Here is a 12,637-nt window from a genome sequence, read left to right as displayed (position 1 = left end):
CTATTCTAGTGTTTGATAGTTGTCTACTGACTTTTTATCGAAATAACATTTCGAATACTTCATTTTAACGTTGTATATAAAGCGCTTACAATACTATCTAGTTTATATCATAACACAATAAGTAGAAAATAGCTCTTTTTTTGCTTAAATCGGCATTGTTTTTAGGTCTTCTGAGACAATGACTTCCCCAGCTGTTTTTTCAAGAACTTCTTCTAATGTCACACCAGGAGCCAACTCTTTCAATAAGAACTTACCATCTTTGAATCCAAAAACAGCTAATTCTGTGATGACAAGATCCAATACTCCTTTAGCTGAAAGTGGCAAGGTACATTTTTTCAACAACTTGGATTCCCCATCAGCAGTTGTGTGTTGAATAGCCCCGATTACACGCTTAGCACCAACCAATAAGTCCATCGCTCCACCCATACCAGGTGCAAATTTTCCTGGGATAATCCAGTTAGCAATGCTTCCATCTTGGCTTACTTCAAGAGCTCCAAGAACAGTCGCATCAACGTGACCACCACGAATAATTGCAAATGATGTTTGCAAATCAAACAAAGCAGCTCCTGGAAGAAGAGTGATTGGCGCACCACCTGAGTTTGCTAGGTTTGGATTGTAGTTATCTTTAGTTGGTGTTTCCCCAAATCGAAGGGCACCATTTTCAGCTTGAAGAATTACGTTAACACCTTCTGGGATGAAGTCTGCAGAGGCATTTGGAATCCCAAAACCAAGATTGACCACATCTCCATCTTTAAATTCAAGTGCTACACGTCTTGCGATAATCTCTTTTGCTTTCATTTTACTTCACCCCCGCCAGTTTCTTTGTCTCTGTCCACAGATCTCCCATCATCTGATGATGCTCTTGTGGTGTCAATCCTTGAACGACATAGTCAACTAGGATACCAGGGATGTAAATATCATTTGGATCAATTTCTCCGACTTCAACCAATTCGTTTGTCTCAACAATAACTGTGTCAGCTGCTAGAGCGAGTTGAAGGGAGATATTTTTAGTAGTCCCATCCAGATAAAGGTTGCCATACTTATCCGCCTTTGTAGCTTTAATCAAGGCAACATCGATTTTCAATGGATCATAAATCAAATATTCTTTTCCGTTTCGAGTCACTTTTTCGTGCTCATCTTCAAGAATTGTTCCCACACCGGTTGGCGTTAAGACTGCTCCAAGACCCGCTCCCGCAGCATGCAAGCGTTCTACAACAGTTCCCATCGGAGTGAACTCCACTTTCATGAATCCTGAGAAATAATCATGCTGAGCAGCAGCAGATGTCCCTACATGGGCTGCAATGTACTTTGTAACCTGATGGTTTTCACAAAGACGACCAACTCCAACTTCCTTACCGGGTTGAGAGGTTACAACAGACACCAAGGTCAAATCTTGCTGGTTTTGACGAACCAGTTCCTCAATTAACTCAAGTGGCTCTCCCACTCCGAGAAAACCAGAAATACCAACTTTATCTCCTGAATGAATCAAGGAAATAGCTTCAGACAATGTTACAACTTTCATAACCTATCGCCTCTCTTATTTACGTTGAAATACAGCCTTGCGTTTTTCAACAAAAGCACGCATTCCTTCTACCTTATCTTCTGTAGAGAAGAGTAGAGCTTCCGCTTCTGTTTCCAAACGAATAGCATTTTTCAGAGGGAGTTCTGAGCCAACTTGGATAATATGTTTAGCCTTTTCAACTGCTAGCGGTGCATTTTTCATAATCGCTCCTGCCAGCTCTTCTGCCGCAGGCAATAGTTCTTCTGCTGCTACCAACTTGTTAAGAATTCCAAGATCATATGCTTCTTGTCCGTTAACCATTCTAGCAGTAAAGATTAATTCCTTTGTTTTGCTAGTACCAATCAAACGAGACATTCTTTGAGTACCTGCAAAACCAGGAATGATTCCCAAGCCAACTTCAGGGAAACCAACCATTGTCTTGTCATAGCCGATTCGGATATCAGTTGAAAGAGCTAATTCTAGACCGCCTCCCAAAGCATACCCATTCAATACTGAAATAGTTGGTTGAGTCAATTCAGATAAACGGGTAAAGGTGTCGTTCGCATAGGTCATGTATTCATGAGCCTGAATTGGAGACATTTGGTCCATCTCTTTAATGTCTGCTCCAGCGACAAATGCTTTTTCCCCTTGACCAGTCACGATGACAACACGAATGTCCTCGCTATCCTCAATTTGGTCTAAAACGAGATTCAAATCCTTTAAGACTTCTGAACTTAAAGCGTTCAAAGCCGATGGACGGTTAATTGTTAGATAGCCAAGACCATTCTTAACCTCTAATAAAACAGTTTTACTCATTGTTTTGCTCCTACTTGATTTATTTTGAGTACAGAGTACAGCGTCAACAAATACCAACACAAAATGTAAGAGCTTACATTTTCATCATAAACTTTTTTTTTTCATCCGTCTACTTAATCTTTATTTATAGACCTATAAGTTCAGCTTATAGGATATGGTCGTCCAATCCATCCTTAAAGTTTTGGGAAAAATAAAAATACCTTATCAAGCCCTTTTAGAGAAAGACACTTGATAAGGTATGTAACTATGAGATCGGATCAAAATCTCATTTTGTAATCGTAATATTGAAAAAGAGGAAATGACGTTCAGTTTTCTAATAACTAACGTTCAACGATGAGGGCTGTTCCCATCCCTCCTCCGATACAGAGAGTTGCTAAACCAGTTTTAGCATCACGTTTCATCATCTCATGTACCAGAGTCACTAGGATACGGCAACCTGAAGCCCCAATTGGGTGACCAAGAGCAATCGCGCCACCATTGACATTGACAATATCGGTATTGAAACCAAGTGTTTTCCCGACCGCACAAGCCTGAGCAGCAAAGGCTTCATTTGACTCGATCAAGTCAAGATCATCAACTGTCAAATTACCTTTTTCAAGAGCTTTACGGGTCGCATAAATCGGTCCACATCCCATAATCTTAGGATCCAAACCTGCACTTGCATACGAACGAATGCGCGCAATGACTGGAAGTCCTAATTCTTCAGCTTTTTCAGCACTCATGACCAAGACAGCCGCCGCCCCGTCATTGATACCTGAGGCATTTCCCGCTGTAACAGAACCGTCTTTTTTGAAAACAGGACGCAGCTTAGACAGACTCTCCAAGCTAGCATCTTTTCTAGGAAATTCATCTGTATCAAAGACGATAGGATCGCCTTTACGTTGAGGAATGACCACCGGAACAATCTCTTCCTTAAAGCGTCCAGATTCTATAGCCGCCACTGCTCGTTTTTGTGATTCCAAAGCAAGCGCATCTTGATCATCCCGGCTAATACCATATTCTTCTGCCACATTCTCAGCTGTAATCCCCATATGGTATTCGTTAAAGGCATCAGACAAACCGTCCTTAATCATGGTATCTACCACTTTCGAATCTCCCATACGGCCACCCCAACGGAAGCTTGGCAAAACATATGGAGCTTGGCTCATGTTTTCTGCACCACCAGCCACGACAATATCTGCATCTCCGCACTGAATCGCTTGAGCAGCTAACTGCACTGCCTTCAAACCGGAACCACAAACCTTATTAATGGTAAAGGCTGGTGTAAATTCAGGAAGCCCAGCATGAATACTCATTTGGCGAGCCACGTTTTGGCCTAAACCTGCGCCTAGGACATTCCCCATAATCACTTCATCTACCTGCTCTGGTTTAATATTCGCTTTTTCCAAAGCACTCTTAATTACCAAAGATCCCAAATCAACAGCAGAAACATTCTTCAAGCTCCCGCCAAAGGAACCTAAAGGTGTTCGCACTGCCGAAACAATAACTACGTCTTTCATGACTACCTCCATCAGTGTCTAGTAAGTAAAGAAGCCTTCTTTTGTCTTCCGTCCCAATTTTCCTGCTTCGACCATTTTCTTAAGAAGAGGGGCAGGACGGTATTTTTGATCACCAAACCCTTGGTTTAGGACGCCCATAATAGCCAAACAAACATCCAATCCAATCAAGTCTGCAAGAGCCAAAGGTCCAATAGGATGATTTGCACCAAGTTTCATCGCTTCATCGATTTCCTCGGCACTAGCCACTCCTTCACCTAGAATGTAAATGGCTTCATTAATCATAGGAATCAAAATTCTGTTCACAACAAAACCATAAGAATCTTTAACATCAACTGGTGTTTTACCAATTTTCACTGTCAGTTCACGAACCACCTGAACCACTTCTTCTGAAGTCTGCAAGGCCTTAATAACCTCTACAAGTTTCATGATTGGTGCAGGATTAAAGAAGTGCATTCCAATCACGCGCTCCTGATGTTTGGTAGCAGCAGCTATATCCGTGATTGACAAAGAGGATGTGTTTGATGCTAAGATAGTTTTAGAATCTGTCAATTCATCCAATTGTTTGAAAATATTCAACTTAATCTCACGGTTCTCAGTTGCAGCTTCAATCACCAATTGGACTTGTTTCGCATCTTCATATGAAACAGATGGAAGCAAATTGGCCAATACCTGATCCTTCTCATCCGCAGACATCCGTCCTTTTTCAACTGAACGTTCCAATTGTTTTGTGATATTATTCAAGCCTCTTTGAACAAATTCTTCTTTAATATCGTTTAAGTAAACTGTAAAACCAGCCTGAGCAAATACTTGAGCAATTCCGCTTCCCATTTGACCAGAACCAATAATCATCACCTTAGATATCATTATTTTCTCCTTCTTATTTTACAAAAATCCATTGCATGAAGCAAGAACGATTGAACAGAAATCCTTCAATCGCCCTTCTGACATTAAACAAAGGCACCTAGTCCAGTAATCTCACGACCAACAATTAAGGCATTCACTTCGTGTGAACCTTCATAGGTATAGATTGATTCAGCATCTGCAAAGAAACGAGCAACGTCTGTCTCAAGTGTAATACCATTACCTCCGCAAGTTTCACGAGCAAGGGCAACTGTTTCACGCATCACCAAGGAATTGTGCATCTTAGCAAGAGCAGAGTTAAGCATCAATTCATTCCCTTTCTCTTGCATCTCAGCAATACGAGTTGAATAAGCAATAACTGCTACAGCATTTGCTTGCATGCGAGCCAATTTTTCTTGAACAATTTGGAATTTGGCAATTGGACGTTTGAACTGTTCGCGATCTTTAGCATATTTAAGTGCTGAAACATATGATCCACAAGTTACTCCCATAGCAATGTGAGCAACGTCCGCACGAGTGAAGGTCAAGATACGGGCTACATCACCAAAACCATTGATATTTACCAAGCGGTCTGAATCTGGAACCTCTACATTCTTCATGGTGATATGGCCATTGCGGACACAACGAAGAGCGATTTTATGTGGGATTGGTTCTGCATGATATCCCGGTGCTCCCTTACGAACGATAAAGCATTTCACCTTGCCATCCGCAACATCACGAGCAAATACAGGAACAACGTCTGCAGTGTCTGAACCACCAATCCAGCGTTTTTCACCATTTAGAATCCACTTGTCTCCAACACGTTCTGCAGTAGTTGCAAGTCCTCCAGCAATATCAGAACCTGAAAGAGGTTCAGTTAAAGCGAAGCAACCTTGCCAATCAAATGCAGCTAGTTTTGGAAGAAATTCTTTTTGTTGACGCTCATCACCACCCAAGAGAATTGTGTTGTAGCAAAGTCCGCCATGAACAGTGTAGAATGTTGCCATAGAAGCATCGAAGCGAGCAAGTTCAAGATACAAGAAGGCAATATAAAGTTCAGATGGTTTCCAGCTACCTTCACGTCCCTCAAACAATTTTGGATTGTTCATAATTTGAGCGCCCTTAGCCACAGCATAGAATTCTTCAAAAGGAAAATCAGGTTTTTCCCAGTATTCATTAATAACCGGACGGAGATGTTTCTCAATCAAACGGCGAGTTTCTTGTAAAACCTCTGCTTCTCCCAAAGTTAGACCATCCGCATAGTGAAAAAGGTCCTCAGGATATAGTTCGCGTAAAATTTCTTCTTTTGTTGCCATAGTCATGACTCCTTTAATTGTTATAAGAGCGCTTACATTTTTGTATTCGCTATTTGTTGACAACTCCATTCTATCCCTTAGGGTATTATTTTGTCTACTTAATAAATATAAACACCCCTATAAGTTCAGATTATAGGGGCCGATTCTGACTGTTTTATCAAGGATTTCCTCGTTTTTCTACTTACTTATAGGCACAAGAAAAAGTGGTTTACAAATCAGTAAACCACTCTTATTAGTTATTTCAATTTTATGATTCTTTTACTTCGAGCAAACCAACTTCACCATCTTCACGACGATACAAAACATTTGTTGTTTGATCTTCTACGTCTACATAGATAAAGAAATCATGTCCCAACAAATCCATTTGAAGAAGCGCTTCTTCTAAATCCATTGGTTTTAAATCAATTTGTTTTGAACGAACGACTTTGGGTTGCACAACATCTGCATCTTCAACTAGAGCATCTGTAAAGAGTTGACTTGTCGCAACTTTATTTTTATTCTTACGTTCGATTTTAGTTTTATTTTTACGAATTTGACGTTCAATTTTATCTGTTACAAGATCGATAGAACCATACATATCTTGAGAAACATCTTCTGCACGAAGAGTAATAGATCCAAGTGGAATCGTTACTTCAACTTTTGCTGTTTTTTCACGATAAACTTTCAAATTCACACGTGCATCCAACTCTTGCTCAGGTTGAAAATACTTTTCGATCTTTTCGAGTTTAGAAACTACATAATCACGAATCGCTTCTGTTACTTCTAGGTTTTCACCACGGATACTATATTTAATCATATAAGTACCTTCTTTCTAAACATTTTTGTTTTTCTAACTATATTATAGCGCTTTCATTTTCATTTTGCAAATTTTTTCCTCATCTTACAAGGGAAAAAGTTTTAACATCCAAAGCTCCTGCTTCTTCAAAAAGACGCTTCACACGATTGACAGTAGCCCCTGTCGTATAGATGTCATCAATAACCAAAATTCTCTTAGGAAGAGGGGCTTCAGTTTTTATAAAAAATGGAATTTCAGTAGCTAATCGCTCTGAGCGATTCTTAGAAGAACTTGCTTTCTCTTCTCTTTTCCCTAGTAAATCTTGAAAGGAAAATCCTGCTACCTCAACTAAACCTTCAACTTGGTTAAACCCCCTCTCAAGCAATCTTTCAGGACTTAGGGGAATTACAACAAGTTGATAGCCTCTATACTTTTTCAACTCCTCAGCAAGAACAGGAGCAAAAATCTTTCTAAGCAGAAAATCCCCATCAAACTTATATCGACTAAAGAAGTCTTTCATAGCTTGATTATAGATAAAAATCGCTCTATGATCAACTTGAATCCCTTCTTTACACCAAAATTGACAATCTTTACACTTTGTTGACACGTATGTTTTCATACAGTTTGGACAATGATTCTCACCAATCTTCTCAAAACTAGAAGCACAAGCTAAGCAAAGATAACTGCAGTCATCCTTCAAAAGGAAGAGACTACTAAAAGTCAGCTCACACTTGGTAGTCTGTCCACATAATAAACAGTTCATAAACCTGCCTCCATGTTCATCTGCTTGATTTCCTTGATTGCCTTTTTGATGGAAGTATTTAATCCATCATGAAAGAAGAGCAACTCACCAGTTGGTCTGTCCATACTACGCCCAACTCGCCCACCAATCTGAATCAAGCTAGACTTGGTAAAGAGACGATGATTAGCTTCTACAACGAAAACATCCACACAAGGGAAGGTAACCCCACGTTCCAAGATTGTCGTACTGATCAGTATTGTTAGTTCTCCATCTCGAAAAGCTTGCACTTGCTCTAATCGGTCTTCTGTCACAGAAGATACAAAACCGATATTCTCATTCGGGAACTGCTCCTGCAAGATTTCTTTTAGTTTCTCTCCTTTTTTAATCTCTGATGCAAAAATCAGCAAAGGATAACTTGTTCTTCTCTGTTTCTCAATATAGGTTTTTAACTTGGGTGACAACTGATTTTTCTCTAAACAACGATTAAAATCAGATAACCAGACTGGTTTAGGGATAATCAAAGGATTTCCATGAAACCGTCTTGGCAAGCTCAATCGTTTTAATTCTCCTGTGCGAACTTTCTTATCTAACTCATCTGTAGAAGTTGCTGTAAGAAATATCCTTAACCCTTCCTCCTTTACACATTGATTTACAGCATAGTAAAGCACAGAGTTATCAACATAAGGAAATGCATCTACCTCATCCACTATCAGCAAGTCAAAAGCATGATGAAATTTTAATAGCTGGTGAGTTGTTGCAACTACTAGGGGAGTTCGAAAATAGGGCTCTGATTCGCCATGGAGTAGTGCTATGTCGCAAGCAAAGTCATTCTGAAGTCGCTTATACAGTTCCAAACACACATCAATTCGAGGACTGGCCAAACAAACTGCACCACCATCATCAATCACTTTGGCCACAACCTGATAAATCATCTCCGTCTTTCCAGCTCCTGTTACAGCATGAACTAAAGTCGGTTCCTTCTTTTCAACTGCTCGAATCAACCCCTCTGATACCTTCTCCTGAAAAGGGGTTAACTGACCACACCATTTGAGAACATCTTGCTTAGGAAAATCTTCCTGCGGAAAATGGTATAATGCTTGATCACTCCTGACTCGCTTCATCAGTAAACACTCCCTGCAATAGTAGGCACCGATAGGCAAATACCATTCCTCTAGAATCCTACTATTACAACGTTGACAAAGTAATTTTCCCTTCTCTTTTCTCATTGCCGGCAGTTTCACCGCCATCTGTCGTTCCTCTTCAGTTAATTCTTTCTCAGTAAACAAGCGACCGAGGTAATTTGGATTTACTTTCATACTTTAATATTCGTAAAAATCTCGCACTTTAGGTATTTTTTTAGTACAATTAAATCATGGAATTTAGAACAATTAAAGAGGATGGGCAGGTCCAAGAAGAAATCAAAAAATCCCGTTTTATCTGCCATGTCAAGCGTATTTATAGCGAAGAAGAGGCCCGTGATTTTATCACTACCATCAAAAAAGAACACTATAAAGCCACCCATAACTGCTCTGCTTTTATTGTAGGGGAACGCAGTGAAATCAAGCGTACGAGTGATGATGGGGAGCCTAGTGGTACTGCTGGAGTCCCTATGCTCGGAGTCTTAGAAAATCATAATCTTACCAATGTCTGTGTAGTAGTTACCCGCTATTTTGGTGGCATCAAACTAGGTGCTGGTGGTTTGATTCGTGCTTATGCAGGTAGTGTGGCCTTGGCTGTCAAAGAAATTGGCATTATTGAAATCAAAGAACAGGCTGGCATAACCATTCAGATGTCTTACGCTCAGTATCAAGAATATGGCAATTTCCTTAGAGAGCATAAACTCATAGAACTCGAGACAAATTTTACAGATCAAGTTGATACAATGATCTATGTTAATAAGGAAGAGAAAGAAAATATCAAAGCTGCTCTCGTTGAGTTCTTTAATGGAAAAATCACTTTAACTGATCAAGGTTTACGAGAGGTTGAAGTTCCTGTAAACTTAGTGTAAAAAAGGAGAAATTATGGTTTTTGGAAAATTTATTCAAGGACTTGCTGGAAACTTTAGCGAGGAAAAGAAAGAGACTCTTATCAAAGAATATGGTCAATACCTACTAGAAAACGAAGAAATTCAAAGCGGGTATAAACTTATTCGTGATTCAATTATCTTTACAAATATCCGTATTATTTTTACTGATAAGCAAGGTGCCACTGGTCGCAAGGTGTCTGCTAAGTCACTCTTTTTGATGAACATTGTAAACGTTGAAATGGAAACTGCTGGAGCAGGTATAGATGATAGTGAGATTACGATTACTTATTTAGAAAATGTCTTTCTAAAAGCACATAATGAGCATTTGAGTTTCCATAAATTTGAATTCCCTAAAAAAACAGACATCCTCCCTCTTTACACCTATTTATTAGAATTGGTTTATCACAATCGATTAAAAATTAATGGCTTAGACCTTTGATATAAAAAAATCCTATCACTTTGATAGGATTTCTATATTTTACAAATAGCCTTAAGCGCGTTATACTAGTATCATCTTATACAAAGAGGTATATCTATGACTATTTATAATAATATTACTGAACTAATCGGTCAAACTCCAATTGTTAAACTTAACAACATTGTTCCAGAGGGTGCTGCAGACGTCTATGTTAAACTAGAAGCCTTTAACCCTGGATCGTCAGTAAAAGACCGTATTGCCCTTAGCATGATTGAAAAAGCGGAACAAGATGGTATTCTAAAACCGGGTGCTACCATTGTTGAAGCAACGAGTGGAAACACTGGTATCGGTCTTTCATGGGTTGGTGCCGCTAAAGGATATAAAGTTGTTATCGTCATGCCTGAAACGATGAGTGTGGAACGACGCAAGATTATCCAAGCCTATGGTGCTGAACTCGTCCTTACTCCTGGTAGCGAAGGAATGAAAGGGGCTATTGCCAAAGCTCAGGAAATCGCCGCTGAACGTGACGGCTTCCTTCCACTCCAATTTAATAATCCAGCTAATCCAGAAGTACACGAAAGAACAACAGGAGCTGAAATACTGGCTGCTTTCGGTTCTGATGGACTAGATGCTTTTGTGGGTGGTGTTGGTACTGGTGGAACAATCTCAGGTGTTTCTCACGCTCTTAAAGCAGCAAATCCAAACATTCAAGTTTATGCAGTTGAGGCAGACGAGTCAGCTATCTTGTCTGGTGAAAAACCAGGACCTCACAAAATTCAAGGCATCTCAGCTGGATTTATTCCTGAAACACTTGATACAAAAGCCTATGATGGTATCGTCCGCGTAACGTCAGATGATGCTCTAGCGCTTGGCCGTGAAATTGGTGGAAAAGAAGGCTTCCTTGTTGGGATTTCTTCAGCTGCAGCGATTTACGGGGCAATTGAGGTTGCCAAGAAATTAGGTACAGGTAAGAAAGTCCTTGCTTTAGCACCAGATAACGGCGAACGTTATTTGTCTACAGCACTCTATGAATTTGAAGTGTAGTCTCCTAAATGCACTTAGCCCTTATTAAAGGGCTTTTTATATACTCATATAGAGCCTATTCTTAAAATAAAGTTTTGGGGCAGATAAAGGCTTGTTGGAGTTACAAGAGATGTGATCTGAGAGGTAAGCGTCAAGTGAGAATTAACATGGGATTCATACTCATGGCCAATAACCTCTTAAAATACAATAAGAAAAGGGGGCAAAATTAAAAAGCTAGAGTTTGTACTGACCCCAAAAAGTTAGACAAATAATTATTGAAAGGATTTAGTTCTGTATTGCACAGGACTAAGTCCTTTTAGTTTTACCTTAATTCGTTTGTTGTTGTAATAATCAATATAGTCTACAATGGCTTATTCAAGGTCCTCTAAAGACCTAAAGTGCTTCTCATAGCCATAAAACATTTCCGATTTCAAGATGCCAAAGAACGACTCCATCATGCCGTTGTCTGGGCTGTTGCCCTTGCGTGACATGGAGGCTTGAATTCCCTTACTCTCTAGGAACCGATGATAAGAATCATGTTGGTATTGCCAGCCCTGGTCGCTGTGTAAAATGGTATTTTCATAGTATTTCTCTGTGAATGCCTGTTCTAACATACTCTTCACTTGTTCTAAGTTGGGCGAAGTAGAAAGATGATAAGCAATAATTTCACTGTTAAAGCCATCTAAAACAGGGGATAAATAGAGTTTCTGTGTGCTATTTGGAATGGCAAACTCCGTTACATCTGTATAGCACTTTTCCATTGGTTTGGTTGCTTCAAATTTGCGTTGAATGAGATTATCTGCTTTCTTGCCAATCTCTCCTCGGTAGGAAGAATACTTCCGTTTACGACGAATTCGAGCCGTTAGACCAAGGACCGTCATCAGACGTTGAACTTTCTTATGATTCACTACAAAACCACGATTTCTGAGTTCGAGAGTAACTCGGCAATAGCCATAATTTCCTTTATGGTCATTATAAATAGTCTGAATTTCGGTTTTAAGCTCTTTATCTTTATCAAGCCCATCTAGTTCCTTCAACTGATAGTAGTAAGTTGAGCGAGCTAAACGAGCCACTTCAAGAAGTAAATCTAGTCGAAATCCTCCTGAAACCATTTCTCTAACTGTCTCTGCCTTTCTCGCTCTAGGGCTTCGTCCCTTTCCTCTAACTCTTTTAACTTTTTTAGGTAGGCCACCTCGGTACGTAAAAGTTCATTCTCCTCCTGGAGTCGTTCTAATTCTGTCATTTCTTCCCAAGTTTTCTTTCGTTTACGTCCCATTTTAGCTGATCTCCCTCTTGTTTTCTCAATAATAGTATACCCGTTTTTCTTGTATTGCGCCAGCCAATTTGGAAGCATACCACGATTTGGGAGAGCATATTTGAGAGAAACTCTATCTTGAGACCAGTTTTCATGTAAAACTTTATCAATCATTTCTTGTTTTAATTCTGGGGAATAGTATCGATTTTTTCCTTTTTTGACGAATTCTATTCCGTAACAATCAATCAATTTAATCATGTACCTAAGATTAGAATTGTTTATCCCAAATTTATTTGAAAGCTTCTCTAAGCTATATCCTTGTTTTCTAAGTTCATAGATCTGAACTTTATCATCATAAGTTAATTTCATAGTAAAAACACCCCAAAAGTTAGATTTTTTCTGTCTAACTTTTGGGGTGCAGTTCAG

Annotated in this window: 12 protein-coding genes and 1 pseudogene; 3 read left to right on the top strand and 10 right to left on the bottom strand. The window is 39.5% G+C overall.

Annotation, left to right across the window (positions count from 1 at the left end; all coding sequences use genetic code 11):
- Positions 1–144: 144 nt before the first annotated feature.
- The 9 genes from ATE34_RS04080 to ATE34_RS04040 form a co-directional block, all read right to left on the bottom strand.
- Positions 145–798 (bottom strand): 3-oxoacid CoA-transferase subunit B, encoded by a 654-nt coding sequence (locus ATE34_RS04080; RefSeq protein WP_084911150.1) that lies wholly within the window; start codon positions 796–798, stop codon positions 145–147.
- A gap of 1 nt (position 799) precedes the next feature.
- Positions 800–1,522, bottom strand: a complete 723-nt coding sequence (locus tag ATE34_RS04075; protein ID WP_084911149.1) for a CoA transferase subunit A — start codon at positions 1,520–1,522, stop codon at positions 800–802.
- 15 nt (positions 1,523–1,537) lie between these two features.
- Positions 1,538–2,317, bottom strand: a complete 780-nt coding sequence (locus ATE34_RS04070; protein ID WP_084911148.1) for an enoyl-CoA hydratase/isomerase family protein — start codon at positions 2,315–2,317, stop codon at positions 1,538–1,540.
- A gap of 320 nt (positions 2,318–2,637) precedes the next feature.
- Complete coding sequence (locus tag ATE34_RS04065) at positions 2,638–3,816, bottom strand: acetyl-CoA C-acetyltransferase (RefSeq protein ID WP_000656061.1); 1,179 nt, start codon at positions 3,814–3,816, stop codon at positions 2,638–2,640.
- Positions 3,817–3,834: 18 nt separating this feature from the next.
- Entirely contained in the window at positions 3,835–4,683 is an 849-nt protein-coding gene (locus ATE34_RS04060; RefSeq protein WP_025171731.1) for a 3-hydroxybutyryl-CoA dehydrogenase, read from the bottom strand.
- An 80-nt stretch (positions 4,684–4,763) separates the two neighbouring features.
- Positions 4,764–5,972, bottom strand: a complete 1,209-nt coding sequence (gene fadE / locus ATE34_RS04055; RefSeq protein ID WP_084911147.1) for an acyl-CoA dehydrogenase FadE — start codon at positions 5,970–5,972, stop codon at positions 4,764–4,766.
- A 247-nt stretch (positions 5,973–6,219) separates the two neighbouring features.
- Positions 6,220–6,768 carry a ribosome hibernation-promoting factor, HPF/YfiA family gene (gene hpf / locus ATE34_RS04050; protein WP_000599116.1) on the bottom strand — a complete coding sequence of 183 codons (549 nt, stop codon included), beginning with the start codon at positions 6,766–6,768 and terminating at the stop codon, positions 6,220–6,222.
- 79 nt (positions 6,769–6,847) lie between these two features.
- A complete protein-coding gene (locus tag ATE34_RS04045) occupies positions 6,848–7,510 on the bottom strand; it encodes a ComF family protein (protein WP_084911146.1) in 663 nt (220 codons plus the stop codon).
- The gene (locus tag ATE34_RS04040) at positions 7,507–8,805 is read right to left on the bottom strand and encodes an ATP-dependent helicase ComFA (RefSeq protein ID WP_084911145.1); all 1,299 of its coding nucleotides are present in this window, start codon (positions 8,803–8,805) and stop codon (positions 7,507–7,509) included. The genes ATE34_RS04045 and ATE34_RS04040 overlap by 4 nt, the downstream gene beginning before the upstream one ends.
- 56 nt (positions 8,806–8,861) lie before the next feature.
- On the opposite strand from ATE34_RS04040, the gene ATE34_RS04035 reads away from it, so the two are divergent.
- The 3 genes from ATE34_RS04035 to cysK all read left to right on the top strand — a co-directional run bounded on the left by ATE34_RS04035 (position 8,862) and on the right by cysK (position 10,977).
- The gene (locus tag ATE34_RS04035; protein ID WP_000395759.1) at positions 8,862–9,497 is read left to right on the top strand and encodes a YigZ family protein; all 636 of its coding nucleotides are present in this window, start codon (positions 8,862–8,864) and stop codon (positions 9,495–9,497) included.
- Between the two features lie 13 nt (positions 9,498–9,510).
- Positions 9,511–9,954, top strand: coding sequence for a PH domain-containing protein (locus tag ATE34_RS04030; protein ID WP_009729576.1), 444 nt, complete (start codon positions 9,511–9,513; stop codon positions 9,952–9,954).
- A 96-nt stretch (positions 9,955–10,050) separates the two neighbouring features.
- Positions 10,051–10,977 (top strand): cysteine synthase A, encoded by a 927-nt coding sequence (cysK, locus tag ATE34_RS04025; RefSeq protein WP_000158478.1) that lies wholly within the window; start codon positions 10,051–10,053, stop codon positions 10,975–10,977.
- 251 nt (positions 10,978–11,228) lie between these two features.
- On the opposite strand, the pseudogene ATE34_RS10950 reads toward cysK, so the two are convergent.
- Positions 11,229–12,580, bottom strand: a pseudogene (locus ATE34_RS10950) (IS3 family transposase).
- Positions 12,581–12,637 lie beyond the last annotated feature (57 nt).

Source organism: Streptococcus oralis subsp. tigurinus, assembly GCF_002093545.1.
GTDB lineage: Bacteria > Bacillota > Bacilli > Lactobacillales > Streptococcaceae > Streptococcus > Streptococcus oralis_C.
The sequence above is the reverse complement of the archived record's forward strand: the minus strand, read 5'-3'. Positions and strand labels throughout refer to the sequence as shown.

Coding starts and splice junctions, on each gene's coding strand:
- ATE34_RS04080 (WP_084911150.1), bottom strand. CDS start 798: ATGAAAGCAAAAGAGATTATCGCAAGACGTGTAGCACTTGAATTTAAA.
- ATE34_RS04075 (WP_084911149.1), bottom strand. CDS start 1,522: ATGAAAGTTGTAACATTGTCTGAAGCTATTTCCTTGATTCATTCAGGA.
- ATE34_RS04070 (WP_084911148.1), bottom strand. CDS start 2,317: ATGAGTAAAACTGTTTTATTAGAGGTTAAGAATGGTCTTGGCTATCTA.
- ATE34_RS04065 (WP_000656061.1), bottom strand. CDS start 3,816: ATGAAAGACGTAGTTATTGTTTCGGCAGTGCGAACACCTTTAGGTTCC.
- fadE (WP_084911147.1), bottom strand. CDS start 5,972: ATGGCAACAAAAGAAGAAATTTTACGCGAACTATATCCTGAGGACCTT.
- hpf (WP_000599116.1), bottom strand. CDS start 6,768: ATGATTAAATATAGTATCCGTGGTGAAAACCTAGAAGTAACAGAAGCG.
- ATE34_RS04045 (WP_084911146.1), bottom strand. CDS start 7,510: ATGAACTGTTTATTATGTGGACAGACTACCAAGTGTGAGCTGACTTTT.
- ATE34_RS04040 (WP_084911145.1), bottom strand. CDS start 8,805: ATGAAAGTAAATCCAAATTACCTCGGTCGCTTGTTTACTGAGAAAGAA.
- ATE34_RS04035 (WP_000395759.1), top strand. CDS start 8,862: ATGGAATTTAGAACAATTAAAGAGGATGGGCAGGTCCAAGAAGAAATC.
- ATE34_RS04030 (WP_009729576.1), top strand. CDS start 9,511: ATGGTTTTTGGAAAATTTATTCAAGGACTTGCTGGAAACTTTAGCGAG.
- cysK (WP_000158478.1), top strand. CDS start 10,051: ATGACTATTTATAATAATATTACTGAACTAATCGGTCAAACTCCAATT.